General features: G+C 73.4%; 27 protein-coding genes. 12 read left to right on the forward strand and 15 right to left on the reverse strand.

The features are described from left to right. Positions 1 to 34: 34 nt before the first annotated feature. A complete protein-coding gene (locus ACFP3U_RS25815) occupies positions 35 to 481 on the reverse strand; it encodes a VOC family protein (RefSeq protein WP_380228045.1) in 447 nt (148 codons plus the stop codon). Positions 482 to 663: 182 nt separating this feature from the next. On the opposite strand from ACFP3U_RS25815, the gene ACFP3U_RS25820 reads away from it, so the two are divergent. Next, a complete protein-coding gene (locus ACFP3U_RS25820; RefSeq protein WP_380228046.1) occupies positions 664 to 2,025 on the forward strand; it encodes a hypothetical protein in 1,362 nt (453 codons plus the stop codon). Between the two features lie 287 nt (positions 2,026 to 2,312). Then, positions 2,313 to 3,794: an alkaline phosphatase PhoX gene (locus tag ACFP3U_RS25825; protein WP_380228047.1), complete on the forward strand. Its 1,482-nt coding sequence runs from the start codon at positions 2,313 to 2,315 to the stop codon at positions 3,792 to 3,794. 91 nt (positions 3,795 to 3,885) lie between these two features. Here ACFP3U_RS25825 and ACFP3U_RS25830 read toward each other — a convergent pair whose 3' ends face one another. Then, a complete protein-coding gene (locus ACFP3U_RS25830; RefSeq protein ID WP_380228048.1) occupies positions 3,886 to 5,487 on the reverse strand; it encodes a PucR family transcriptional regulator in 1,602 nt (533 codons plus the stop codon). Between the two features lie 231 nt (positions 5,488 to 5,718). On the opposite strand from ACFP3U_RS25830, the gene pruA reads away from it, so the two are divergent. Together pruA and ACFP3U_RS25840 are read left to right on the forward strand one after the other, a co-directional pair. Next, complete coding sequence (gene pruA / locus ACFP3U_RS25835) at positions 5,719 to 7,347, forward strand: L-glutamate gamma-semialdehyde dehydrogenase (protein ID WP_380228049.1); 1,629 nt, start codon at positions 5,719 to 5,721, stop codon at positions 7,345 to 7,347. A gap of 81 nt (positions 7,348 to 7,428) precedes the next feature. Further along, complete coding sequence (locus ACFP3U_RS25840) at positions 7,429 to 8,358, forward strand: proline dehydrogenase family protein (protein ID WP_380228050.1); 930 nt, start codon at positions 7,429 to 7,431, stop codon at positions 8,356 to 8,358. Positions 8,359 to 8,429: 71 nt separating this feature from the next. On the opposite strand, the gene ACFP3U_RS25845 is transcribed toward ACFP3U_RS25840, so the two are convergent. From ACFP3U_RS25845 to ACFP3U_RS25860, 4 genes are all read right to left on the reverse strand, one after another. Further along, positions 8,430 to 9,023 carry a Uma2 family endonuclease gene (locus ACFP3U_RS25845; protein ID WP_380228051.1) on the reverse strand — a complete coding sequence of 198 codons (594 nt, stop codon included), beginning with the start codon at positions 9,021 to 9,023 and terminating at the stop codon, positions 8,430 to 8,432. Between the two features lie 142 nt (positions 9,024 to 9,165). Further along, on the reverse strand, positions 9,166 to 9,657 hold the full coding sequence (locus ACFP3U_RS25850; protein ID WP_380228052.1) for a GNAT family N-acetyltransferase: 492 nt from the start codon (positions 9,655 to 9,657) through the stop codon (positions 9,166 to 9,168). A 76-nt stretch (positions 9,658 to 9,733) separates the two neighbouring features. Beyond that, the gene (locus ACFP3U_RS25855) at positions 9,734 to 10,981 is read right to left on the reverse strand and encodes a TerD family protein (protein ID WP_380228102.1); all 1,248 of its coding nucleotides are present in this window, start codon (positions 10,979 to 10,981) and stop codon (positions 9,734 to 9,736) included. Between the two features lie 172 nt (positions 10,982 to 11,153). After that, on the reverse strand, positions 11,154 to 12,404 hold the full coding sequence (locus ACFP3U_RS25860; protein WP_380228053.1) for a hypothetical protein: 1,251 nt from the start codon (positions 12,402 to 12,404) through the stop codon (positions 11,154 to 11,156). A 579-nt stretch (positions 12,405 to 12,983) separates the two neighbouring features. On the opposite strand from ACFP3U_RS25860, the gene ACFP3U_RS25865 reads away from it, so the two are divergent. Continuing rightward, positions 12,984 to 13,373 (forward strand): SsgA family sporulation/cell division regulator, encoded by a 390-nt coding sequence (locus ACFP3U_RS25865; protein ID WP_380228054.1) that lies wholly within the window; start codon positions 12,984 to 12,986, stop codon positions 13,371 to 13,373. Positions 13,374 to 13,387: 14 nt separating this feature from the next. Here ACFP3U_RS25865 and ACFP3U_RS25870 read toward each other — a convergent pair whose 3' ends face one another. Next, positions 13,388 to 14,857: a GAF domain-containing protein gene (locus ACFP3U_RS25870; protein ID WP_380228055.1), complete on the reverse strand. Its 1,470-nt coding sequence runs from the start codon at positions 14,855 to 14,857 to the stop codon at positions 13,388 to 13,390. A 560-nt stretch (positions 14,858 to 15,417) separates the two neighbouring features. Between ACFP3U_RS25870 and ACFP3U_RS25875 the strand changes: the two genes are divergently transcribed. From ACFP3U_RS25875 to ACFP3U_RS25890, 4 genes are all read left to right on the forward strand, one after another. Beyond that, positions 15,418 to 16,071: a phosphatase PAP2 family protein gene (locus ACFP3U_RS25875; RefSeq protein WP_380228103.1), complete on the forward strand. Its 654-nt coding sequence runs from the start codon at positions 15,418 to 15,420 to the stop codon at positions 16,069 to 16,071. Positions 16,072 to 16,197: 126 nt separating this feature from the next. Then, a complete protein-coding gene (locus tag ACFP3U_RS25880; protein WP_380228056.1) occupies positions 16,198 to 17,319 on the forward strand; it encodes a TIGR03364 family FAD-dependent oxidoreductase in 1,122 nt (373 codons plus the stop codon). Positions 17,320 to 17,330: 11 nt separating this feature from the next. Then, a complete protein-coding gene (locus ACFP3U_RS25885; RefSeq protein ID WP_380228057.1) occupies positions 17,331 to 18,005 on the forward strand; it encodes a phosphonatase-like hydrolase in 675 nt (224 codons plus the stop codon). Positions 18,006 to 18,141: 136 nt separating this feature from the next. Further along, positions 18,142 to 18,933 (forward strand): alpha/beta fold hydrolase, encoded by a 792-nt coding sequence (locus ACFP3U_RS25890; protein ID WP_380228058.1) that lies wholly within the window; start codon positions 18,142 to 18,144, stop codon positions 18,931 to 18,933. 4 nt (positions 18,934 to 18,937) lie between these two features. Here ACFP3U_RS25890 and ACFP3U_RS25895 read toward each other — a convergent pair whose 3' ends face one another. Genes ACFP3U_RS25895 through ACFP3U_RS25915 form a run of 5 tightly spaced genes read right to left on the reverse strand, consistent with a single transcriptional unit; the run spans position 18,938 to position 20,474 of the window. Continuing rightward, positions 18,938 to 19,609, reverse strand: coding sequence for an HAD family hydrolase (locus tag ACFP3U_RS25895; protein ID WP_380228059.1), 672 nt, complete (start codon positions 19,607 to 19,609; stop codon positions 18,938 to 18,940). Positions 19,610 to 19,669: 60 nt separating this feature from the next. Next, positions 19,670 to 19,813, reverse strand: coding sequence for a hypothetical protein (locus ACFP3U_RS25900; protein WP_380228060.1), 144 nt, complete (start codon positions 19,811 to 19,813; stop codon positions 19,670 to 19,672). Further along, positions 19,810 to 20,016 carry a hypothetical protein gene (locus ACFP3U_RS25905; RefSeq protein ID WP_380228061.1) on the reverse strand — a complete coding sequence of 69 codons (207 nt, stop codon included), beginning with the start codon at positions 20,014 to 20,016 and terminating at the stop codon, positions 19,810 to 19,812. Before ACFP3U_RS25905 ends, ACFP3U_RS25900 begins: the two co-directional genes overlap by 4 nt. Positions 20,017 to 20,040: 24 nt before the next feature. Continuing rightward, a complete protein-coding gene (locus ACFP3U_RS25910) occupies positions 20,041 to 20,250 on the reverse strand; it encodes a hypothetical protein (RefSeq protein ID WP_380228062.1) in 210 nt (69 codons plus the stop codon). Next, positions 20,247 to 20,474 (reverse strand): hypothetical protein, encoded by a 228-nt coding sequence (locus tag ACFP3U_RS25915; RefSeq protein ID WP_380228063.1) that lies wholly within the window; start codon positions 20,472 to 20,474, stop codon positions 20,247 to 20,249. The genes ACFP3U_RS25910 and ACFP3U_RS25915 overlap by 4 nt, the downstream gene beginning before the upstream one ends. Positions 20,475 to 20,761: 287 nt before the next feature. Here ACFP3U_RS25915 and ACFP3U_RS25920 point away from each other — a divergent pair, with 287 nt between their 5' ends. The 3 genes from ACFP3U_RS25920 (at position 20,762) to ACFP3U_RS25930 (ending at position 22,220) form a co-directional block, all read left to right on the forward strand. Continuing rightward, on the forward strand, positions 20,762 to 21,631 hold the full coding sequence (locus ACFP3U_RS25920; protein ID WP_380228104.1) for a helix-turn-helix domain-containing protein: 870 nt from the start codon (positions 20,762 to 20,764) through the stop codon (positions 21,629 to 21,631). Then, positions 21,631 to 21,831: a DUF397 domain-containing protein gene (locus ACFP3U_RS25925; RefSeq protein ID WP_380228064.1), complete on the forward strand. Its 201-nt coding sequence runs from the start codon at positions 21,631 to 21,633 to the stop codon at positions 21,829 to 21,831. The genes ACFP3U_RS25920 and ACFP3U_RS25925 overlap by 1 nt, the downstream gene beginning before the upstream one ends. A 188-nt stretch (positions 21,832 to 22,019) precedes the next feature. Further along, positions 22,020 to 22,220 (forward strand): DUF397 domain-containing protein, encoded by a 201-nt coding sequence (locus tag ACFP3U_RS25930; protein WP_380228065.1) that lies wholly within the window; start codon positions 22,020 to 22,022, stop codon positions 22,218 to 22,220. A 161-nt stretch (positions 22,221 to 22,381) separates the two neighbouring features. Here ACFP3U_RS25930 and ACFP3U_RS25935 read toward each other — a convergent pair whose 3' ends face one another. Genes ACFP3U_RS25935 through ACFP3U_RS25945 form a run of 3 tightly spaced genes read right to left on the reverse strand, consistent with a single transcriptional unit; the run spans position 22,382 to position 24,500 of the window. Further along, positions 22,382 to 22,702 (reverse strand): DMT family transporter, encoded by a 321-nt coding sequence (locus ACFP3U_RS25935; protein WP_380228066.1) that lies wholly within the window; start codon positions 22,700 to 22,702, stop codon positions 22,382 to 22,384. A gap of 6 nt (positions 22,703 to 22,708) precedes the next feature. Then, positions 22,709 to 23,383, reverse strand: a complete 675-nt coding sequence (locus ACFP3U_RS25940) for an HAD family hydrolase (RefSeq protein WP_380228067.1) — start codon at positions 23,381 to 23,383, stop codon at positions 22,709 to 22,711. Between the two features lie 31 nt (positions 23,384 to 23,414). Then, complete coding sequence (locus ACFP3U_RS25945; protein WP_380228068.1) at positions 23,415 to 24,500, reverse strand: ABC transporter ATP-binding protein; 1,086 nt, start codon at positions 24,498 to 24,500, stop codon at positions 23,415 to 23,417. Positions 24,501 to 24,504: the final 4 nt, after the last annotated feature.

A 24,504-nucleotide genomic window follows, 5' to 3' on the forward strand; every position in this document is an offset into this window, starting at 1 on the left:
GACCGGACCCCGAGGGGGGCTTGCTCGGCCGGGCTCAGTGGGGCAGGTCGAGCGAGCCGTCCTCGGTGAAGGGGAAGAACGGGTTGTGGGCCAGCTCCCAGAGGTGGCCGTCCGGGTCCTCGAAGTAGCCGGAGTAGCCGCCCCAGCCGGTCGGCGCCGGCGGCTTGACCACCACGGCGCCGGCCGCCACCGCCGTCTCCAGCGCGGCGTCGACCAGGGCCGGGGACTCCAGGTTCACGGCGAGGGTGACGCCGCGGAAGGCCGGTTCGCCCGCGGACGGCACGCCCGCGTCGGCGGCCAGCTCGTCGTGCGGGTAGAGGCCGAGCACCGAGTCGGCGGTGCGGAACCAGACGATCTCCGGGCTGGAGGCGGCGGAGCGGTGCCAGCCGAGCGCCTCGTAGAAGCGGGTGCTGCGGTCGAGGTCGCTCACACCGAGGGTGACGATGCTGAGCCGGGCCGGGAACTCCGTGGTTGTTGTCATGCCGCCAGCGTAGGGAGGGGCACCGACAGCGGCGCCCCGGACGGGGCCGTCCGGCGGGACCGGCCGGGGGTGAGGTAACCGAGCGGTGGACAACGGGCCTGATGACCCGGCAGTTCGGGCCACGTATCGTTGCCGGGGTCGACGGCACGGCGGGACGGCGAGGGCAGGGGGTGCGGCGCGGGATGACGCGGGCGAGCGGAGGCGGTCGGGACGGCCGGTACGGGGACGGTGCGGGCACGGTGGACCCGTACGGCCGCCCGGGGGACTGTCCGGACGAGTGCCGGGTCGGTGACCTGGAGGAGTACCTCGCCGCCCAGGAGGACCTCGCCCGCCGCACCCTCGCCGCGGCCGACTTCCCGCTGTACGGCGTCACGGCCGCGCCGGGGCCGGGCGGCGCCGCGCTGGTCGCGTTCGGCGCGGGCGGCGGGGCGGGCGGCGGCGGGGCGGGCGCGGGCCTGTTCAGCGTCGCCGGGCTGCACGGCGCGGTGGGGCTGCACGGCACGGCAGGCTTGCACGGAACCAAAAAACGGGCGGCGCCCGGCGGCCCGGCGTTCGGCGTCCCGGAGCTCCAAGGCCTGGCGTTCGCGCCCGGCTGGGTCGAGGTCGGCTCCGGCGACTGGACCTCGCCGGCCGGCCCGTACGTCACCGTGCGCACGCACCGGCCCGGCGCCGACCGGTACGAGCCGCTGCCCGAGCTGGAGGACGTGGTCGAGGACGAGCGAGACCGGGTCTACGAGCAGCTCGGCGTGGACGAGGGCGACACCCCCGGCCGGGTCCGGGCGCTGCGCGAGTGGATCACCGTCGACGGCCGCGCGCACGCCGTCGAGGTGCACGAGGACCGACGCGGCCTCTGGTCCGGCGCGGCGCTGCCCGGCTGCTGCCCGATCAGCGGCGCCGAGCCGGTCTGGGCGGGCCGCTTCCGGGTGGACGGGCTGACCGTCACGGTCTGCGGGCGCGGCGTACCGCCGGGCTGCGTCGACCTGGCCCGGATCGGGGACCACGAGGGCTACCTGCGCGGCCGCACCGCGCTGCTGCGCGAGCTGGCCGTCCGGCGCGGCCGGTGCCTGCCGGTGGAGCGGCGCGAGCTGCCCCCGGTCACCGGGCTGGAGACGCACCGGGCGGTGATCGCGCACGGCATCACCGAGGCCGCCGCGGTCGAGGCCAGGCTGCGCTCCGGACGGCCGCCCCGGCCGCTGCGGGGGGCGCGCGCGGAGGCGGGCGCGCTGCGCTGGGAGGCGGCGGTGCGCCAGCAGATGCGGCTCGCCTCGGAGACCAGGGCGGAGGCGGTCGAGGCGGTGACCGCGATGGTCGAGCAGCTCGGGCGGCTCTCCCAGCTGACCCACTGGGTGGTGGGGACGGCGGAGGGCGACGCCGCGGTGGAGGAGTCGATCCGGTACTCGGTGTTCGCCAGCGAGGTGGCGAGCCTGCCGGCGCAGCGGGCCTGGCAGCAGGTGCGGCGCGGGGAGCGCGAGGAGCACGGGATGGGCGAGCAGCTGTGGCTGGCGGCCTGGGAGCAGTGGCGGACGGCGCGGGCCGGACGCTGAGCCGGCGGTCAGCTGGCCCCCGCCCGATGCTGAACGGCGGCCCTCCCGGGGGCCGAACGGAGGGTGACGGAGCCGGGTCCGGCGGTGTGACCTGTGGGGACATGGCAAAAGCTGAGTCATGGGTTCGAATACGGTCGGCAAATGGCCGCCCTGACGAGGCATCCGCTTTACCGGTTGTTCACCGGATGGGCGGAGTCTGCTGGGCGTCGACGACCCTTCTCTCGACACCTCGTACGCCACGCACCGGGCCCGCCCGGTCGGCGACCCACCCTTCAGGAGTGACTGCCATGTCGCTGTCCCGCCGGGACTTCGTCAACCGTTCGACCCTCGTCGGGGCCGGCGTTCTGATCGCCGGCAGCGCGGAGGCCCTGGCCACCGCCCCGGGTGCGATCGCCGCGCCGGCCGGTGGCGAGGCGCCGGTCGCCGAGGCCGCCGAGGCCGAGCGGGTCGCCGTCGGCTACGGCCCGCTGGTCGGTGACGCGGAGGGTCTGCTCGCCCTGCCCAAGGGCTTCAAGTACAAGGTCGTCAACCGCGCCGGCGTCACCAAGCTGCGCACCGGCGAGTTCACCCCGAGCAACCACGACGGCACCTCGGCCTTCGAGGACGAGCGCGGCGGCAACCTGCTGGTCACCAACCACGAGCTGCGCGGCGCGCGCGCCGACTGGCCCCACCCGGTCCCGCTGACCGAGGGCCACGTCTACGACCCGGGCGCGGCCGGCGGCTGCACCATCGTGCACGCCAAGGCCAACGGCACCGTCGAGCAGTGGGTCGGCATCGCCGGCACCTCCACCAACTGCGCCGGTGGCGTCACCCCGTGGGGCACCTGGCTCTCCGGTGAGGAGACCGAGGACAGGGCCGGCCAGAACGGCATGACCAAGGACCACGGCTACATCTTCGAGGTCGACCCGTTCGACGACGAGTACAACGAGAACCCGCAGCCGGTGAAGGCCTTCGGCCGGTACGCGCACGAGGCCGTCGTCGTCGACCAGAAGCGCGGCCACGTCTTCCTGACCGAGGACGCCGGCAACCCGAACGGCCTGCTCTACCGCTGGACCCCGCCGGCCGGCTTCAAGCACGGCCGCTACCAGCTGCGCAAGCTGGCCGCCGACGCCGGTGTGCTGGAGGCCTTCAAGGTCTTCGACGCCCAGGGCAAGTTCATCGACGACCTGTCCCGCGCCACCAAGGTCGGCACCACCTACGGCGTGGACTGGGTCAAGGTCCAGGACCGCGACGCGAAGACCGTCTCCGTCCGCAAGCAGTTCAAGGACGGCGAGGTCACCCGCGCCCGCAAGCTCGAGGGCATGTGGTGGGGCGACGGCGGCTTCTACTTCGTCTCCAGCTTCGCCCGCTCGGAGAGCCCGCTGCAGCACGACGGCCAGGTCTGGTTCTACAGCCCGGTCCGCCGCACCGTCACCCTGAAGGTCCTGCTGGGCGTCAACACCGACGTCTGGGGCGACCACGACAACTTCGACGGCCCGGACAACATCACCGTCTCGCCCTACGGCGGCATCGTGATCGCCGAGGACGGCGAGGGCGTCTCGCACCTGTTCGGCGCCACCGAGGACGGCCTGACTTACCCGATCGCCCGCAACGAGCTGAACATCGGCACCGCCGAGAAGCCCGAGTTCAGCGAGTTCACCGGCGTCACCTTCTCGGACGACGGCAAGACCCTCTTCGCCAACATCCAGACCCCGGGCATCCAGCTGGCCATCACCGGCCCGTGGCACCGCCTGAACGAGCACAAGCGCGGCCAGGGCTACGGCCAGTGAGCTGAACTCGACTGAGCACGGCTGAACGCAGCTGATCGGGGCCCGCTTCGGCGGGCCCCTTTCGCGTGCCCCGCCTGCCCCGCGCAGGCCGTCAGGAGTCGGCCGGCAGCCGCAACTGCAGCATCGCCAGCAGCCGCTGCTGCGGCTGGGCGAGGTCGATGCCGGTGAGCTGCTCGGCCCGGCGGACCCGGTAGCGCAGGGTGTTGGGGTGGATGTGCAGGGCGTCCGCCGCCACCCGGACCTCGCCGAGCGCGTCCAGCCAGGCCAGCACCGACTCGGCGAGCCGGGTGCCGTGCCGCCGGTCGTACGCGGTGAGCGCGGTGAGCCGCGGGTCGCGCAGGCCGCCGCGCTCCTGGAGCAGCGCCAGCACCTCGCTGACCAGCACCTCCGCCTGGACGTCGATCAGCGCCGCGACCTCCAGGTCGACCCCGCCGCGGCCCATCGCGTCCAGGATCCGGTCCGCCTGGGCGCGCGAGTCGGGGACCCGCACCAGGCCGTCCACCGTCGAGCCGATCGCCGCGCGCAGCGGGACGCCCAGGTGGTCCCGGGCCGCCGCGACCACCTCGTGCGCCCAGCCGCGTACGGTCGCCAGCGGCAGGTTGGCGGGCAGCTCGGGCAGCAGCACGTACACCCGGGACTCGATCGGCGCGAGCAGCGCGGCGCGGTGCCGGGCCGCCGTGTGCACCGAGATGAGGCCGGTCACCTCGGCCCGGTTGAGCTGCTCGGTGGTGCCCGCGCTGTACGCCAGCACGGTGGCCGGGCGGCGTACGTCGAGCCCGAGGTGGGTGGCGAGCGACTGCGGGCCGGTGGAGCCCTCCAGCAGACCGGTGAGCAGGGTCTGGGTGAGCCGGACGTCCGCGGACAGCTCCCGGCGGCGGCGGACCAGCTGGGCCGCCGCGACCCGGGCCGCGCCGACCAGCGCCTGCTCGGCCAGCGGCGCGAGCGGCCGGGCGCCCTCCTGCACCCAGATGGTGCCGAGCGGCTGCGCGCCGGTCCTGATGCCGATCGCCAGCCGGCGGCGCAGGCCTAGCTCCGGGTGCGGGTCGACCGCGATGACGGTGTCCGTGCTGCGCAGGTGCTGGAAGACGCCCCACTCGCGGAGCTTGGAGAGGTACGGCTCGGGGCCCTGCCAGCCGAGGATGGAGAGCCGGCGCAGATCGTCGACCTCGTCGGAGTCGGAGGAGCGGGAGTAGGCGAGCACCCGGCTGGAGGTGTCCTCGATCGAGACGATGCCGTTGGTGAGGACGGCGACGGTCTGGGCGAGCGAGAACAGGTCGCCGGCGTTGTGCTCGGGGGCGCCGGGCGCGTCCGGGGCGTCCGGTCCGGCGATGATCGCGCGGGCCAGCGAGTCGAGGTGTTCCCAGCGGGTCTCCCGGCGCACCGAGAGCAGGGCCACGCCCGCCTCGGTGGCCGCCTCGCGCAGCGCGTCGGCCTGGCCGGGGGCGTCCAGTTTGACGGCGACCGCGGCGGCGCCGGCCCGGCCGGCCGCGCGCAGTGCCGGGAGCGCGGCCCGGCCGCGGGCGCCGATGGCGAGCACGAGTTCGCCGGCGGCGGCGGTGGGCGGGTCCTCGGGGTCGAGGATGGCGACGTCGCGGACCGGGACGTCGAGGCCGTGCGGGGCGGTCTGGAGCTCGACGAGCGGCTCGCCCAGGGACATCAGCAGCTGCCGGAGCGGGAGGCCGGGGGTGGTCATCGGGCCTCCTCGGGGCGTTCGACGGGTGGCCGGAGGACGGTCGGCGGGGGTGCGCTGGTGGTCGAAGGGCGGCTTTCGTCCGAATCCCTCGTCCACCCGGACAACGCCGTCCGGATGATTTTAGCCGCTCGGCCAATCAAGCGACCCCCGGTGCAGGAATAGCGTTCGTCATGTGGCCGTCGTGCGACCCGCGTCGGCATCCCCCGCAAGAATCGAAGGAGAGCTGCGCTCATGGATGCTGTGACCCAGGTCCCCGCGCCGGTGAACGAGCCGGTCCGCAGCTACGCCCCGGGCAGCCCGGAACGGGCCCGCCTCGAGGCCAAGCTGAAGGAGCTGGGCGGCCAGGAGCCGGTCCAGCTGACCATGACGATCAACGGTGAGCGCCGGATGGGCGGCGGCACCGAGTTCCACGTCGTCCAGCCGCACAACCACGCGGCGAGGCTCGGCACCCTGCGCAACGCCACCCAGGCGGACGCGCAGGAGGCCATCGACACTGCCCTGGCCGCGGCCCCGGCCTGGCAGGCGCTCTCCTTCGACTCCCGCGCCGCGATCTTCCTGCGCGCCGCCGACCTGCTGGCCGGTCCCTGGCGCGAGACCCTGGCCGCCGCCACCATGCTCGGCCAGTCCAAGACCGCGCAGCAGGCCGAGATCGACACCCCCTGCGAGCTGGTCGACTTCCTGCGCTTCAACGTGCACTTCGCCCGCCAGATCATGGCCGAGCAGCCGATCTCCTCGGACGGCGTGTGGAACCGCAGCGACCACCGCCCGCTGGAGGGCTTCGTCTACGCGATCACCCCGTTCAACTTCACCGCCATCGCCGGCAACCTGCCGACCGCCCCGGCGCTGATGGGCAACGTGGTGCTCTGGAAGCCCTCGCCGACCCAGCAGTTCTCCGCGCACCTGCTGATGCAGCTGCTGGAGGCGGCCGGCCTGCCCAAGGGCGTCATCAACATGGTGACCGGCGACGGCCTGGACGTCTCCGCCGTCGCGCTGAAGCACCCCGCGCTGGCCGGCATCCACTTCACCGGCTCCACCGCCACCTTCCAGCACCTGTGGCGTTCCGTGGGCGAGAACATCGCCAACTACCGCACCTACCCGCGGATCGTCGGCGAGACCGGCGGCAAGGACTTCCTGGTCGCCCACCCGTCCGCCGACAAGGCCGTCCTGAAGACCGCGATGACCCGCGGCGCCTTCGAGTTCCAGGGCCAGAAGTGTTCGGCGCTCTCGCGCGCCTACGTCCCGGCGTCGCTGTGGGCGTCGCTGAAGGACGAGTTCCGCGACGAGGTCGACGGCCTGACCATGGGCGACGTCACCGACCTGTCGAACTTCATGTCCGCCGTCATCGACGACCGCGCCTTCGCCAAGAACAAGGCCGCGATCGACCGCGCCCAGGCCGACCCGCGGGTCGAGGTGCTGGCCGGCGGCACGTACGACGACAGCGTGGGCTACTTCGTCCGGCCGACCGTGCTGGTCTGCGAGGACCCCGCGAGCGAGTACTTCCGCGACGAGTACTTCGGCCCGATCCTCGCCGTGCACGTCTACGAGGACGACAAGTACGACGAGATGCTGACCCAGATGGAGTCGGTGTCGGCGTACGGCCTGACCGGCGCGATCATCGCCCAGGACCGCGAGGCCGTCCAGCACGCGATGCTCAAGCTGCGCAACGCGGCCGGCAACTTCTACATCAACGACAAGCCGACCGGCGCGGTCGTCGGCCAGCAGCCGTTCGGCGGCGCCCGCGCCTCGGGCACCAACGACAAGGCCGGCGCCAAGCAGAACCTGACCCGCTGGACGTCGACCCGCTCGGTCAAGGAGACCTTCGTCCCGCCGACGGACTACCGCTACCCGCACATGGGCTGAGTGCCCCCCGGCGGCGGACCTACCCCGGTCCGCCGCCCGCCTTTTCTGCCACCCTTAGAAGCACCAGCTCCAGGAGTCACGATGCTCCGTTCCGCCCTCCTCGCGGCCTCCCGCTCCCCGCAGGTCCGCACCGTCGTCGAGAAGTTCCCGCCGACCCACGCGATAGTCGAGCGCTTCGTCGCCGGCGAGGCCCTCGACGACGCCGTCACCGCCTGCGACGACCTGGTGGCCACCGGCCGCAAGGTCACCCTGGACCACCTCGGCGAGGACACCCAGGACGCCGCCCAGGCCGCCGGCACCGCCGAGGCCTACGAGCACCTGCTCACAGCACTCAAGGAGACCGGTCTGGCCGCCGGCGCCGAGGTCTCGGTCAAGCTCTCGGCCGTCGGCCAGTTCCTCCCGGTGGACGGCGAGAAGATCGCCCTGGAGAACGCCCGCCGCATCTGCGCGGCCGCCGCCGACGCCGGCACCACGGTGACCCTCGACATGGAGGACCACACCACCACCGACTCCACCCTCGCCATCGCGCGCGAGCTGCGGGCCGACTTCCCCTGGCTGGGCGTCGTCCTCCAGGCCTACCTGCGCCGCACCGAGGCTGACTGCCGCGAGTTCGCCGGCGCCGGCTCGCGGGTGCGCCTGTGCAAGGGCGCCTACAAGGAGCCCGAGTCGGTCGCCTTCCAGGGCAAGCACGAGGTCGACCTCGCGTACGTCCGCGCGCTCAAGGTCCTGATGGCCGGCGAGGGCTACCCGATGATCGCCTCGCACGACCCCAACATGATCAAGATCGCCGGCCAGCTGGCCCAGTGGAACGGCCGCAAGCGGGACTCCTTCGAGTACCAGATGCTCTTCGGCATCCGCCCCGAGGAGCAGCTGCGCCTCGCCGGCGAGGGCAACACCATGCGCGTGTACCTCCCGTACGGGCAGGAGTGGTACGGCTACTTCATGCGCCGCCTCGCCGAGCGCCCGGCCAACCTCACCTTCTTCCTCCGCGCCATGGCCACCCGCGGCTGACCCCCGCGGCGACCGACCGGCCCGTGTCCCCCTTCCGCGATGGGGGGACACGGGCCGTCGCGCGTGTGGACCTAGAGGAAGTCCTTGGTGTCCAGCTCGAATTCGAACGGGGCGGGGAGGGTGAGGGGCTCACCGAAGGCGGCCAGGTGCACCTTGGTGTACTCCTCGCGATGCGGTTTGCCGAAGAGGCTGACCTGCGACTTCTCGCGGTCGATGAGGAGGTAGAGCGGGATCCCCGCGCGGGCGTAGCAGTGGCGCTTGATGATCCGGTCCTGGTCGGGCTTGCTGGAGGTCACCTCGGCAACCATGGCCACGCCGTCCGGTTCCATCCAGGACGGGGCGCCGCGGAAGAGGCGGAGCTCCTTGGGGGCGAAGGTCGCGTCGGGGATGACGTGGTTCTTCGGGCAGAGGCCCCCGCTGACCAGGCGAAGGCCTTTGGCGCCCGATACCTGCATGTGGACCTTGGACTTCGCCTTCACCTGGTCGATCAGCAGGTCGATGTAGTCCTCGTGATCGCCGTCCGGGGGTGGTGCCACGATGATCTCTCCCTCGATGAGCTCGGCCCGGAAGCCTTCGGGGGAGTGCAGGCTCAGGAAGCTCTCCAGCAGGATGTCCTCCTGCGACGGCGAGTCCGAGATCGGTTTCTCATGCGCCACAGCACTCATGATGCCCCTCCTCCTTCTGCGCGTCACGCTAGGAGCGGGCTGCGCAGGGTTATGCCGCACGCGGTGGTTTTTCACCCGATCGTGTGGGGGTGCAGCTTCCGGCAGCACCTGCGGCGGGTCGGCGGGGTGATCGAGGAGTAGCTCAGAGGGCCAGGTGCATGATGTGCAGGCCGACGTAGCCGTGGACGGGGTGGTGGAAGGCCTCCGGGACGGTGCCGATGATGGTGAAGCCGAGGGACTCGTAGAGCTTCACGGCGTGCTCGTTGGAGGCCGCGACGGCGTTGAACTGGATGGCGCGGTAGCCGGCTCGGCGGGCCCAGGCGATGCTGTCCTCGACGAGGGCCCGGCCGATGCCGTGGCCGCCGTGGGCCGGGTCCACCATGTAGCTGGCGCCGGCGACGTGTGCGCCGTTGCCCAGCTGGTTGCGGTTCATCTTGGCGGTGCCGAGGACGGTGCCGGTGGTCTCGTCGACGGCGACCACGGTGCGGTGCGGTGCGGGAAGCAGCCACCACTCCCGGCCCTGCTCGAAGTCGAGGTCGAGCGGGTAGGTGAAGGTCTCGCCGGCGGCGACGATGGTGTGGAAGAACGGCCAGACGGCGGGCCAGTCCTCGGTGGTGGCTTCCCTGATCAGCATCCGGACATGATGCGCGGCGGGCGGCGGGAGGTCCAGTCGTTTTCTCCCGCCGCCCGACCCGCCGCCCGACCGGTCGTCAGAGCATCGAGGCGGCAGGCTTGACCATGGCGCGGGCGGTCTTGGCGTCGACGTACTCGCCGATCGCGGTCATCACCCACTCGCCCGAGTACTGGCGGACCAGCTTGCACATCACCACGCCGGTGTGCGCCTCGGACTGGGTGAGGTCGAAGCGGACCAGCTCCTGGTTGGTGGCGGCGTCGACCAGCCGGCAGTAGGCGTTCTTGACCTCGGTGAACTTCTGGCCGGAGAAGGAGTTCACCACGAAGACCAGGCCGCAGACCTCCGGTGGCAGGCCGTTGAGGTGGACGGTGATCGACTCGTCGTCGCCGCCGCCCTCGCCGGTCAGGTTGTCGCCGGAGTGGGCGATCGCGCCGTTGAAGATGCCCAGCTTCATGAACCAGGCGGTGTCCAGCTTCTCGCGCTTGGCGTCGAAGGCGAGGCAGGAGGCGTCGAGGTCGATGTTGCGGCCGCGGCCGGCGGGCTCCCAGCCGAGGCCCATCCGGATCGAGGAGAGGAAGGGCTTGCCGTTCTTCTCCAGGGAGACCGAGCCGCCCTTGGTGAGGCTGACCCGGCCCTTGTCCAGGGTGACCTTGGTGAGGGACGGCGCGGACGCGGCGGGCGGGGCCGGCGGCATCGGCGGGGCGGAGGCCATGGCGAGCCGGGGGTCGGCGGGGGCGGCGGCCGGCGGCGGGGTCGGCGCGGCGGGCGGCGGGGCGGCGGCCGGGGGCGCGACGGCGGGCGCCGGGGTCGGGGTGGGAGTCGGGGTCGGCTGGTCGTCGACCGAGACGCCGAAGTCGGTGGCGATGCCGGCCAGGCCGTTGTCGTAGCCCTGGCCGACCGCGCGGACCTTCCAGGCGCCGTTGCGCTGGTAGACCTCGACCACGATCAGCGCGGTCTCCCGGCCGAGCGGCGGCGGGGTGAAGGTGACCAGCACCTCGCCGGAGGCGGCGTCCCGGACGGTCGCGGTCGGCTCGATGCCCGCGAAGGTGGCACCGGCCTCGTCGGGGCTGGCGGTCACCACGATCTTGGTGATCCCCGCCGGGACGGCGGCGGTGTCGACGATGATGGCGTCCGGGGCGCCCGGACCGGCCGGACGGTGCGTCACGCCCGGGCCGTTGGGGGCGTTGTAGAAGACGAAGTCGTCGTCCGAACGGACCTTTCCGGCATCGGTCAGCAGCAGGCCCGAGACATCCAGCGCCTTGGGTGCGGTGACCTCGACGGTCACCCGCGCGGCGGTCAACGGGGCGTTGCCGCCTTGGGTCAGGACCGTGGACACGAACTCCTCCTGGGATGCGGTGGTACGGGGCCGGCCCCGGCGGTGGGGCGGCTGTGCCGACTGGCGACCACAGTAACGAACGAGCCTGGCCGGATGAGCCCGATCGGGCCGCTGACCTGTCGGGTTGTCGGACCGGGCGGGCCGACGGGGACCGCGGTGGTCAGCGGGCCGGGACGGTCGCGCGGGGGGCCGGTGCCGTGGGGCCGGTACCGGTCGGCGGTGCGAAGCCGCCGAAGCCGCCGAGGGCGGCGACGGCGCGCGGCCGGTCGATGCCGAAGGCGCTGGCGTTCCAGGACTCGGCTGTGCGGGAGTCGGCGCTGCGGGGCTCGGCGTTGCGCGGCCGGGACGGTCCCTGGGCGGTCGGCCGGGCGGCGGGGGGCCGGGTGCCGCGCACCGCGAAGGTGTACTGGCCCGGGCGGACGTCCGTACCGGGCGCGGTGGTGAAGCGGTACACCGCCGCGCCGCGTTCGTGCTGGGTGGTGACCACGACGCCGGCGAGGTCCGTCCAGACGGTGCCGGTGCCGGGGGCCACCGCGCCCGGGGCCAGGCGGAACTCGGCCTGGAGGGCGGTGAGCGGTTCGGTGACGGTCAGCGCGAGCAGGTGGCGGGTCCCGTCGCGGCCGAGCGACTGGACCAGGGCCGCGCCGGTGAGCGCCTGGTCGACGGTGTCGGTCGGGGTGCCCAGGGTCTCGCCGGTCCACTCGCGCGGGGGCGGCGCGGGGGTTCCCGGAGCTGGGGTCCCCGGAGCCGGGATGAGCGGGCGGGGCGCGGTCGGTGACGGGGAGGGGCCGGGGGTGGTCGGGGCCTGGGCGGTGGGCGTCGGCTCCTCGGTGGGCCGCCCGCCCGCCGGGGTGCCCGCGCCGGTACCGCCGGGGTACTGCCCGGCCGGCTCCCCGGTCACGCCGTGCCGGGCCGGCGCTCCCTCGGCCAGCGGCGCGCCGGACGGGGCGCCGGACGCGCCGGCGCGGGGTGCGGCCGGGGTGGAGGGGTGCGCGCCGGGGGTGCCCTCGGGGGCCCGGGGGCCGACGGTCGGGGCGGCCGGGTGACGGCCCGCGCTCGGTCCGGTGCCCTCCCGCTCGGCCGTGGTGCCGGAGACGGTGCCGGCCGCGGGCCCGGAGGTGGCGCCGGAGGCGGTGTCAGGGTCCTTGGCCGGGCTGGGCGGCGGGGCGCTGGAGCCGACCCGGGCGACCCCGGCGCGGCGGCCCACGCCCTGCTGCTCGTTCAGCAGGAAGGTGGTGGCGATGCTGATGCCCACGACGGTGGACATCGCCATCGCGGCGCCGGAGAACCGCAGGGTGGGCAGCCGCAGTCGGCCGCCGAACGGTCCGGGCCGGCCGTGTCGGCCGTGCCGTGTGCGGTGCCGGTCGTGCGCGTACGCCGCGTCCTGCCCGGTGTCCTCGGACGGACCCACCGGACCCCCTCCCTCCCCTGAACTCGCCGTTGCGGTCGTCGCATTCTCCCACGTACCGACGGCGGTGCCGGTGCCACCGGACCGGGCGGACGGCCGCCGGCCCTCCCGGCGCGGCCGGTCCGATCGGGTCCGATCGGGGAGCGTCGTCCGGGGGTTCGTCCGGGCACGGCCCGGGTGTCCTCCCGGGGCCGTGCGTGCGGAGTCCGCCGGGTGCGCGCGCGGGCGCGCGCCGGCAGGGGGACGAGCCTAGCAGCGGGTGCCCGGGCGGGGGCCAGTGCGCGGACCGAATTGATCGAATCCGTGGACAACCCTTTTACCGAAGGGGAGTTGACGGTCCGTTCGGCGGTCGGGGTAAGGGACCCCGGGACGGTGCGGGGATTATTGCAACCCCCTTGCAACCCTTGCCCGGCCGTCGCGCGGTGGCGCAGGCTGAGTGGCATTCCACGCCGTCCCGGAGAGACCGTCATGCCGCCCGACCCGCTGCCAGCACCCTCCAGTGCCCCCCTCGCCGCTACCCCCACGGGCGGCGATGAGGCAGGCTCCACCGCCGCTCCGGCGGCGGTGGAGGAGGTGCTGTCCATGCGGATCTCGTTGGGCGAGGAAGTGCTCGGAGAGGTCCGTACGCGGTTCCGGTTCGACGCCGCGCGCCCCTACGAGGTGCTGCTGACGTTCCACCTCGGGCGGCCGGACGAGGCCGACTGGGTGTTCTCGCGTGACCTGCTGCGCGACGGCCTCCGCTCGTTGAGCGGTCAGGGCGACGTCAAGCTGTGGCCGGCCTACTGCCCGTGCCACGGCTCGACGTTGCACCTGGCGCTCGAATCGCCGCACGGCAGCGCCCTGCTGGAGGTCTCCAAGCCGAGGGTCCGGGCCTGGCTGGAGCGGACGTACGCGCTGGTCTCGGAGGAGGCGGAGCAGGCCCACGGGCCGACCGACGCCGAGCTGTCCGAGCTGCTGGCCGGCGGCGGCTGAACCCGGGGCAGGTCCTAGGCCGGCGCCAGCGGGACGCGGCCCGGCAGTGGTCCCGGGCCCGGCAGCGGCCCGGGCAGCCGGACGGTGCCGGCGGCGAGCCCCGCGCGGAGCCTGCGCACGGCCGGACCCGAGGAGGACGGCAGCAGGTCGTACGGGTCCTCCGGACCGGCCACGGTGACCAGCACCGATTCGGCGAAGCGGTACGGCCGGTGGGCCAGCAGGCCGCCCAGGTGGCGGCGGAGCCGGGAGAGTTCGGCCCGCACCGTCACCGTCCGGGCCGGGTCCCCGAACAGCGCGTCGGCCAACTGCGCCGCGCTGAGCCCGTTCCGCTCGGTGGCGAGCAGCAGCAGCAGTTCGGCGTGGCGTGGGCTGAGCGCGTGCGACCAGCTGCCGGCCGCGCCGTGCACCGAGAGCGCGGGGCTGCCCGCGCGGCGCAGGTCGAGCCGGAGCCGGGCGCCCTCGGCCTGCTCGGCGAGCGGACCGTGGCCGGCCGGGTCGGGGCCCTCCGGGGTGTCGGAGGGGGCCGGCGCGGTGTCCTGGGGCAGGACGGGGCGGATCAGCCAGCCGTCGGCGAGCGGCTCGATCACGCACTCGCCCAGGCTGGGCAGCCAGTGCACGGCGGTCGGGCCCCAGCCCTCGGCGGGCAGCCGCAGCCGGGCGGGTGGCGGCAGGCCCGCGGCGGCGGCCGTCCAGCCGGCCGCGTCGACGACCAGGGCGGGACCGTTCACCCGGGCCAGCATCGGGGCGGCGAGGGTGCGCAGGTGGTGCAGCGATTCGAGCCGGCGGGCGCGCAGCTCGGTCTCGGCGAGCCGGGCGGCGGTGGCGGTCAGCTGGAGCAGGTAGGGGCGGACGGAGTGGGCCGGGCCGCTGAGGTTGATCGCGCCGATCAGCCGGCCGGTGCCGGGGTCGTGTACGGGGGCGGCGACGCAGGTCCAGGAGTGGTGGCTGCGCAGGTAGTGCTCGGCGGAGTGGACCTGCATCGGGCGCTGGGTGCGCAGCGCGGCGGCTATGCCGTTGGTGCCGACGCTCTCCTCGATCCAGCGGGCGCCGGTCAGGAAGCCGATCCGGTCGGCGCTGCGGCGCAGGCCGCGCTCGCCCTCCTGCCAGAGGATGTGGCCGTCGGCGTCGGTGATGGCGAGGATGAGCGGGGGCTGGCCGGGCGGTTCGAGCAGGGTGTCGCGCAGGACGGGGAGCAGCGGGTCGAGGCCGCTGACGCGGCGGCGGCGTTCGATCTCGGCGGGGCCGAGGTGGACGGCGGCGGCGCCGGCGTCGGGGTCGAGGCCGAGGCGGCGCAGGCGCTCCCAGGAGTCGCCGATCTCGGGGCGGGGCTGGAAGAGGGCGGGGTCGTCGGGGGCGGCGGTGTCCCGGGTGGCGCTGCGGGCGGCGGCCTCGGCGAGGGCGCGCTCGTGGACCTTGGCCAGTTCGGCCGCGGTCTGCGGAGGACGACGTTCGGGTCGTCGGGTCTGCCGTCCTGGCTGCCGCACTCGGTTCGCTCCTCGCCGCCGTTCGAGGGCGCGTCGGGGTCGACGCGCTGACGAAAGCGTACGGGCGCCACCCGTTCCTGGGGACGGGGTCTGCCAACTCGGAATACCGGACGGTATCAGAATGCACATGCCAACGAGTCGGAGTGTTCGATCGGGGGCGGGGAGGGGTGGCGGACGGGGCGGGGAGCGGTGGGCGGACGCCCAGTTCCGGGACGGTCGGGACGCGGGAGGGCAACCGGGCGCGCCGGGTCTTCGGGGGGGCACACTCGGCGCACGGGTGCGCACGAGGGGCGCATGTCCACATGCTGGACGCGGCGGTGGGCGTCGGACGGGTGGCGGCCCGGCTTGACCGCATCCGGTATCGGCCGTTATCCCTGGCTGACCGCCGGTCTGGTAGTAGTTGTCTCCATGCTCCCGACTGTTTGTGAACTGTTCCGCGCCCGTCGGCCCGAAGGTGGTGGCCGGTGACGGCCGCGCTCCCCGTCGCGGCGACCTCGATTGCGGCGCCCCCGGTTGCGGCGCCCCCGGTTGCGGCGCCCCTGCCGGGGTCGGTCCGCGGGCTGGCGGCGTACGACGGCAGCGGCATCGACGGCGGCCTCTACAGCCGGGTGGTCGGCTGGGCGGACGCCGCGCCGCACTGGTTCAACCGGCTGGTCGAGGTCTGGTCGCTGCTCGGCCTCGGCCTCTTCGCGCTGCTGATGCTCGCCGCCTGGTGGCGGGCGCGCGGCGCCGGTCCGGCGGTGATGGCCAGGGTGCTGGCCTCGCCGCTGGTCGTGCTGGTCGCCTACGCGGTCAACTCCGGATTCAAGGGGCTGGTGGAGGAGGTCCGGCCGTGCGCGCAGCTGCGGATCCGGGACACCCTGGAGGCCTGCCCGGGGGCCGGTGACTGGTCCTTCCCGAGCAACCACACCGTGATCGCCTTCTCGGCGGCCACCGCGCTCCTCCTCGCCGACCGGCGGATCGGCGCGGTCGCCCTGGTGGCCGCCGCGCTGATGGGCGCCTCCCGGGTCTGGGTCGGGGTGCACTACCCGCACGACGTGCTGGTCGGCGCGGTGGTCGGCGTCCTGGTCGCGGTGCCGCTCGCGCTCGCGGCCGGGCGGGCCGGGCCGCTGGTGGCGCACGGTCGCGGCGGTGCGCTGCGGCCAGTGCTCGGCACGGGTGCCGCGGCGGCGGTGGCGGACGCCCGCCGGCCGGTCGGCGTCCGGCGGGACTGAGCGGGCGGAGGGAGCAGCCGGGGGCCGCGAGCGCGCGCCAGGTTGGCTGTACAACTTTTCGGGCGGTTCATCTGCGGGCCGCCGCTCGGACTCCCCTCGGTCACCTGGCGGCACCAGCCTGGCCGCATGAGAGTCATCGTCGTAGGAGCGGGCGTGCTGGGCACCATGCACGCCTGGCAGGCCGTCGAGCGCGGCCACGAGGTCGTCCACCTGGAGCGCGAGGCGGAGGCCCGTGGCGCCTCGGTGCGCAACTTCGGTCTGGTCTGGGTCAGCGGCCGGGCGCGGGGCGAGGAGTTGGACACCGCGCTCCGGGCCCGCGAGCTGTGGGAGCGGATCGGCGGACGCGTCCCCGACCTCGGCTTCCGGGCCAACGGCTCGCTCACCGCGATCCGCACCGAGGCCGAACTCGCCGTCGCCGAACAGGCGTTGACCCTGCCCGACGCCGCCGCGCGCGGCTACCGGCTGCTCGGCCCGGAGCAGACCCGGGCCGCCAACCCCGCCCTGCGCGGCAAGCTGCTCGGCGCCCTGTGGTGCGAGCGGGACGCCGTCGTCGAGCCGCGCACCGCCCAGCCCGCGCTGCGCGCCGCGCTGACCGCCACCGGCCGGTACACCTTCCTGCCGGGGCGCGAGGTCCGCGACGTCGTCGGCGAGCACGCCGTCCGCGACGACCACGGCGACGTCCACACCGGCGACCTGGTGATCCTCTGCACCGGCGCCTGGCTGGGCGGCCTGGTCCGCGAACTCGCGCCCGCGCTCCCGGTCCGCCGGGTGCGGCTGCAGATGATGCAGACCGACCCGCTGGACGAGCCGCTGACCACCTCGGTCGCCGACGGCGACTCCTTCCGCTACTACCCGGCCTTCGCGGGCGGCGCTCTCGACCACCTCCGCGAGGTCCAGCCGCAGCCGCCGGTCGCCGCCGAGCACAAGATGCAGCTGCTGATGGTCCAGCGCCGGGACGGCGGTCTGACCATCGGCGACACCCACGAGTACGACCAGCCCTTCGGCTTCGACGTGGTCGAGGACCCGTACGACCACCTGGTGGGCGTGGCCGAGGAGCTGCTCGGCCGCCCGCTGCCCCGGGTCCGCCGCCGCTGGGCCGGCGTCTACGCGCAGTGCGTCGACACCACCCGGGTCGTCCACCGCGAGCGCGTCCGCGACGGCGTCTGGCTGGTCACCGGCCCCGGCGGCCGGGGCATGACCTGCTCGCCCGCGATCGCCGAGACCACCGCCGAACTCGCCAACCTGTGAGGAACACCGACATGACCTTCGACATCCGCCTGGTCGTCCTGGACATGGCCGGCACCACCGTGGCCGACGACGGCCTGGTCGAGCGGGCCTTCGGGTCCGCCGCCGGCTCGCTCGGCGTCGAGGCCGGCAGCCCCGAGCACGCCCGCATGCTGGAGCACGTCCGCGCCACCATGGGCGAGTCCAAGATCTCCGTCTTCCGGCACCTGTTCGGCGAGGAGGAGAAGGCCCAGCGGGCCAACGCCGCCTTCGAGGCCGCCTACCACGACCTCGTCGACGAGGGGCACTGCGCGGCGCTGCCCGGCGCGGCCGAGGCCATCGCCGAACTCCGCGGCCGGGGCCGGAAGGTGGTGCTCACCACCGGCTTCTCCCGGGCCACCCAGGACCGCATCCTCGCCGCCCTCGGCTGGCAGGACATCGCCGACCTCACCCTCTGCCCCGCCGAGGCCGGCCGCGGGCGCCCCTACCCGGACCTCGCCCTCGCCGCGCTGCTGCGCACCGGGACGGACGACGTCCGCGAGATCGCCGTGGCCGGTGACACCGGCTACGACATGCTGACCGGCGCGCGGGCCGGCGCCTCGGTGGTCGCGGGCGTCCTCACCGGCGCCCACGGCGAGGAGCGGCTGCGCGCCGACGGCGCGACGCACGTGCTGAAGTCGATCGCCGAGCTCCCGGCGCTGCTGGGCTGACCGGCGGAACCGGCCGGACCGCTTGGCTCGGCCGGACCGTGCGACGGCGGGGTGGGTCACGGGTGGTTCACCGGACGCGCCCCGCCGTCGGTGTGCGCGGACTTGTGCCGGGCCCGCGTCCCGTCAGACTGAAGGCATGGAAACCATGGTGCCGGTCGACAACGGCCAAGTCTGGGCGGACGATTCGGGACAGGGGGACGGGCTGCCACTGGTCCTGGTCCATCCGGGTGTCGGCGACTCCGCGATCTGGGACCCGGTCCTGCCGGCGCTCACCGCGCGGCACCGGGTGATCCGCTACGACGCCCGCGGCTTCGGGCGCTCGCCCGCGCCCACCGCCGGGTACTCCCTGGTCCGGGACCTCGCCGCGGTCCTCGACCACTTCGGTCTGGAGCGGACGGTGCTGGTCGGCAGCAGCATGGGCGGGGCCACCTCGATCAGCCTGACCCTGGACGCCCCCGACCGGGTGGCCGGTCTCGCGCTGATCGTCCCCGGGGTGAACGGGTTCGACCTGACCACCCCCGAGATGTACGCGGAGGTGGGCCGGCTGGCCGAGGCCGGCGACCTGGAGGGCATCGTCCGGTACGGCCTGAGCCTCTGGGGCCTGGCCGGCGGCGGCACCCCCGAGGCCGACCCGGTCGCCGCCGCCCAGCTCAGGGGCGTACTGCCGGCCTGGTTCGCGGCCGTCGGGCGCCAGGAGGCCGAGCCGTCCGCCCTCGACCGGCTCGGCGAGATCGCCGTACCCACCGCCCTGGCCCTGGGCGAACTGGACCGCCCCGAGGTGTGGCGCTTCAACGAGGAGACGGCGGCCCGGATCCCCGGCTGCCGCCTGGTCCGCCTCGCGGACTCCGACCACTACCCCACCCTGCGCGAACCGGCCGCCGTCACCCGCCTGATCGAGGACGTGCACGCCGAGGCGAGCAGGCGTTAGCGGCTCAGATAGTGGCAGAGGCCGCGGCGAGCAGGGCGGGGAGTTCGCGCATGTCGTCGAAGACGACGGTGCCGGGGCCGGCCAACCGGTCGGCGGGGGTCAGGCCGCCGGCGTAGCCGAAGGCGCGCATGCCGGCGGCGCGGGCGGCCCGCACGCCCGGCGCGCTGTCCTCGACGACGGCGCAGGCGGACGGCGGCACGCCCATCCGCCGGGCGGCGTACAGGAAGAGGTCGGGGGCAGGCTTGCCGTGGGTGACCTCGGTGGCGCTGAAGATGCGGCCGGCGAAGCGGTCGAACAGGCCGGTGCGGCCCAGGGTGTGCGCCATCTTCTCGTGCGAGCCGCTGGACGCCACGCAGGTCGGCAGGGTGAGCGCGTCGAGCGCCGCGGGCAGGCCGTCGACGGGCTCCAGCCCGGCGTCCACCTCCTCGGCGTGCCGGCGCACGAACTCCGCCCACCAGTGGTCGGCGGTCTCCCGCCCGAGCCGCTCGGCGATCTGTTCGTCGATCGACATCATCGAGCGGCCGATGAACCGCTCGATCACCTCCTCCTCGGTGAGCGGCCACCCGAGTTCGGCGCCGAGCGCGATCTGGACGCGGGCCGCGATCCGTTCGCTGTCCACCAGGACGCCGTCGCAGTCGAAGATGACGAGTCGTATCGGTTCCGTTGAAATGATCACGACCGGCAGGATAGCCGCGGGACCGCCGGGTGAAGCCCGTACCGCGCGCCGGGCGGTGCCTCACCGCCCGGCGCGTTTGCCGATTGCCGTGGCCAGCAGTACCGAGCCGACACAGAGGACGAAGAGGAAGACGAAGTTGGCCACCCCGGGAAGGTCCGTCCGAAGCGGGTGACTCGCCAGCGCGGCCAACCCGGTACTGGTCACGACGGCGACGGCCGCCCCACCGATCCGGGCGGCGACATCGGCCGGCCGATGTGCGAGGGGCGGACGGTCCACTCGACGCCGCCCCCGGGCGGCCGGAGGTAGAGCTTCCCGGCGATGGTGTCCATGAGGACGCCGGTCCGACCGGTGCGCCGATCGTGGACCAACTCGCCGGGCGTGGGAGTGTACGGGTCGGCGTCGCTCATGGCGCTCGCCCCTTTCCTCGGTGCTCAGCGCGGGTCCTCGGTCCACGGCGCGACCTGGCGGAGTCGCCGAAGCCGCAGGTTGCCGTCGACGGCGAGCGTGACGAGGTCGTCGGCGATGTGGACGACCTCGGCGGGAATACGAGGGGCCCAGGGAGTGGTGATCTCCCAGTCCGGCGGCACGATGGCGACGGTCTCGCCGACCACGGGCGCCCAGGGGATGTCGGGGGAGCTCACGCCCGCGCCCCTCGACGGAGGGCTTCGACCAGCTTGATGATCTCGGACGGCGGCGCGGCCCCGAGGTCGATGAGGACGGCGCCGGTGGTGTAGGCGGACTGCCAGTCCACGGTGAGGGACGGCAGCTTGATGTCCACGACGGACAGGACCGCCTGGAGGTCGTCGAACACCTCCGCCGCCTCGCGTCGGTACTCCTCGGTCGCTCTGCTGAGCATCGATCCCATGGGCGCATCACTCCTTGGGGGGCTGGCGCGAGCAGGCAGGCCGAGCCAACTGTCGGTGCGCGGTCGGCTGCTGCGCGTAATGATGACGACGCAGCCAGGATGACACCAAAACTCGCGGAAGCGCACGTTGCTTGGCGAAAATTTCGCGGAGCATCATTACCGGTCGATGAGTTGCGCTTTGGCGATCAGTTCATGTCGGATATCGCCATCATCGTTCACGCCGTAGATGTATCCGTGGCCGTCCGTCAGACTTGGCGGCAGAGCGATCAAAGGAACAGGTGACGAACATGGCGGGAAGCCACGACCTGGGCTCGCCCACCCTCTGCCGACTGAAGCTGCGGCTCGAACTGCGCGCGCTGCGCGAGGAAGCCGGCATGACCGCCGCCGAGGTGGCGAGGACCGTGAAGTGGTCCACGGCGAAGATGACCAGACTGGAGACCGGCGAGGGCTGGGTCCAGCCCACGGATGTCGAGGCCCTGTGCCGGCTGTACGGCGCGAGCGCCGAGCAGACCGAGATGCTCAGCTCGTACGCACTGGTGACGAAGACGCACCGCGACGAGTGGAAGAGCAAGGAGTACCAGGAGGTCATCTTGCCGGGCTTCTCCGCCTACTTGGGCTTGGAGGGCGCGGCGACTCACGTACGGACCTACGAGTCGGAGTTCGTGCCCGGTCTCCTGCAGACCGAGGCATACATGCGGGAACTGCTACGGCACACGCGTCGCCCGAAGGATGAGATCGACCGCCAGGTGGAGATTCGGCTCAAGCGGCAGGCGATCCTGAAGCGGGAGGTCGACCCGGCTCGCCTGAGCGTCGTCCTCAACGAGGCTGTTCTGAAACGGGTCGTGGGCTCTCCCGGCCTGATGCGCGAACAGTTGGAGTACCTGGCGGACGGGGCCACGACCGCCAACATCAAGCTGCAGGTCGTTCCGTTCCGAGCAGGCTTCCACCCCGCCATGATCGGCTCGTTCACCGTGCTCAGCTTCGATGACCCCAAGGTCGGTCCGATCGTTCACATCGGTGCTCTCGGGTCAGCGACGGTGATAGACGATCGAGAGAGGGTCCGGATCTATGAGGAGACCTGGTCGGATCTCACAGGCACCGCAGAGAGCCACGACAGGTCCAGCAGGATGATCAAGCAAGCAGCCAAGGAGTTGTAATGCCCCAGCCGCACAAAGACGCCGACTGGTTCAAGTCCAGCTACAGCAGCCAGCAAGGCGACAACTGCATAGAGGCCCTGCGCCTGACCTCGGGCATTGCGATACGCGACTCGAAGGACAAGTCCGGCCCGAGCCTCCAGTTCAGCGCCGACGCTTGGCAGAGCCTGCTCGCCGAGATCAAGGCCGAACGACTCGGCTGATTCCGCGCGATGGACGGGCGGGGCGGGCCCGATCTCGGGCTCGCCCCGCCGTTGTGTTTGCGGCGCGGGTAGATGGCATTGGACTGAGCCAGACAAGTCTATGAGGAGACCTGGTCGGATCTCACAGGCACGGCAGAGAGCCACGACAGGTCCAGCAGGATGATCAAGCAAGCAGCCAAGGAGTTGTGATGCCCCACCCGCATGAAGACGCTCGCTGGTTCAAGTCCAGTTACAGCAGTGAGCAAGGCGGCGAGTGCCTGGAGGCCTTGCGCCTGTCCTCGGGCATTGCGATACGCGACTCGAAGGACAAGTCCGGCCCGAGCCTCCAGTTCAGCGCCGACGCCTGGCAGAGCCTGCTCGCCGAGATCAAGGCCGACCGACTCGGCTGACTCCACGCGGTGGATGGCGCGGGCGGGCCCGATCTCGGGCTCGCCCCGCCGTTGTGTTTGCGGCGCGGGTAGATGGCATTGGACTGAGCCGGACAAGGTGGCCATTGCGTTCGTGTGGAGTAGGAAGTCGGCCGATCCGACTTCCTACTCCACACGACGCCTCAGTGGCTGCCGCGTAGGTTCAGCACCACCACGCCGACGATGATCAGGGCGATGCCTATCCATTGCACGCGGCCCAGGGACTCGCCGAAGGCGACGATGCCGATGCCGGCGACGGCCGCCGTGCCGGCGCCGGACCACACCGCGTAGGCGACCGAGACCGGGATGTGCTTCAGGGCGCGGCCGAGCAGGACGAACGAGAGCACGTAGCCGATCGCGACTCCGACGCTCGGCCAGAACTTGCTGAAGCCCTCGGTCAGTTTCAGGCAGCTGGTGGCGCAGACTTCGCTGATGATCGCGAGGGCGAGGAGTACGTAGGGCACGGGGAATTAAACCCCGGGGGCGGCGGTGAGCCGGCCGAGCAGGTCCAGGTCCGCGTGCTCAAGGCTGTCCAGGAGGGTGACCCGGGAGCCGTTGGGGATCGCGACGTCGCTGGACGGGACGGCGAGCACCGCGCAGCCGGCCGCCGTGGCGGAGGCGACGCCGGTGGGGGTGTCCTCGACGGCGACGCAGGCGGCCGGGTCGAGGCCGAGGTGGGCGGCGGCGGCCAGGTAGGGGTCCGGGGCGGGCTTGGTGCGCGGGGTGTCCTCGGCGGCCAGGGTGACCGCGAACCAGTCGCGGCCGAGCGTGGACAGGACGAGGTCGACCACCCGGCGCGGGGAGGCGGAGACCAGCGCGGTGGGCACCCGCGCGTCCCGCAGCGAGGCGAGCAGCGCGAGCGCGCCCGGCCTGGGGACGGTCTCGGCGGCGACCTTGCCGGCGAAGGAGTCGCCGAGCCGGTCGGCGAGTTCGGCCTCGCTGAGCGCCGTGCCGCTGACCCGGTGGAGGTGGGCGGCGGTGTGCTCGATGGCCTGGCCGAGGACCTCGGGGAGGTCGGCGTCGGTGAGCGGGTGGTGCAGTTCGTCGGCGAGTTCGGCGGTGGCCTGCACCCAGAGGTGCTCGGTGTCGACGAGGGTGCCGTCCATGTCGAAGAGGACGGCGGCGGGCGGGCGGGTTTCAGGCATGGCGGTACCTTCGGTGGTTCAACAGGGCAGATCAGACGGCGCGGCGGTCGACCAGGACCGGCCGCTCCGGCAGGGTCAGAGCGGCGTTGGAGCCTACCGGCAGGGTGGCGGCGGCTTCGGTCGGCAGGTCGGCCTTGACCTCGGTGCCGTCGTCGAGCCGGACGGTGAGGCGGGTGACGGCGCCGAGGAAGGATGCGGAGACGACCTGGGCGGCCCCGTTCGAAGCAGGCGTGAGGATGACGTTCTCCGGCCGGACGAGCACCTCCAGCGCGCCGTCCGCCGGCAGTGCGCCGTCCACCGCGTGGCGGCGGCCGAGCACCTCGACGCCCTCGCCGACCCGCACGCACGGGATCCGGCTCATGGTGCCGACGAACTCGGCGACGAACGCGGTGGCCGGGCGGGCGTACAGCTCGGCGGGGGCGGCGCACTGCTCCAGCCGGCCGGCCCGCAGGACGGCGACCCGGTCGGCCATCGACAGCGCCTCCTCCTGGTCGTGGGTGACGAACAGGGTGGTGATCCCCAGCTCCTGCTGGAGGCGGCGGATCTCCTCGCGCAGCGACAGCCGCACCTTGGCGTCCAGCGCGGACAGCGGCTCGTCCAGCAGCAGCACCCGCGGCTGGAGGGCGAGCGCGCGGGCGAGCGCGATGCGCTGCTGCTGGCCGCCGGAGAGCTGGTGCGGGTAGCGGTCGGCGTGCTGCGGCAGGCCGACCAGCTCCAGCAGCTCCTTGGCCCGCTTGAGGCGCTCGGCCTTGCCGGCGCCGCGCATCCGCAGGCCGAAGGCGACGTTGTCGGCGGCGGTCAGGTGCGGGAAGAGGCTGTACGACTGGAACACCATGCCGGCGTCGCGCTTGTGGGCGGGGATCGCGGTGATGTCCCGGCCGTCGACCAGCACCTGGCCGGAGTCGTGCTGCTCGAAGCCGGCCAGGATGCGCAGCGCGGTGGTCTTGCCGCAGCCGGACGGGCCGAGCAGGGCGAGCAACTCGCCGGGGCGGACGGTGAGGTCGAGGCCGTCGAGCGCGGTGGTGGCGCCGAAGGCGCGGCGCAGCGCGCGGAACTCGACGGTCGCGCCGGCGGGGGCGAGGGGGGCGTCGGCGACGGGGGCGGTGGCCGTGGTCATGATG

Source organism: Kitasatospora misakiensis, assembly GCF_042656005.1.
GTDB classification, from domain to species: Bacteria; Actinomycetota; Actinomycetes; order Streptomycetales; family Streptomycetaceae; genus Kitasatospora; species Kitasatospora misakiensis.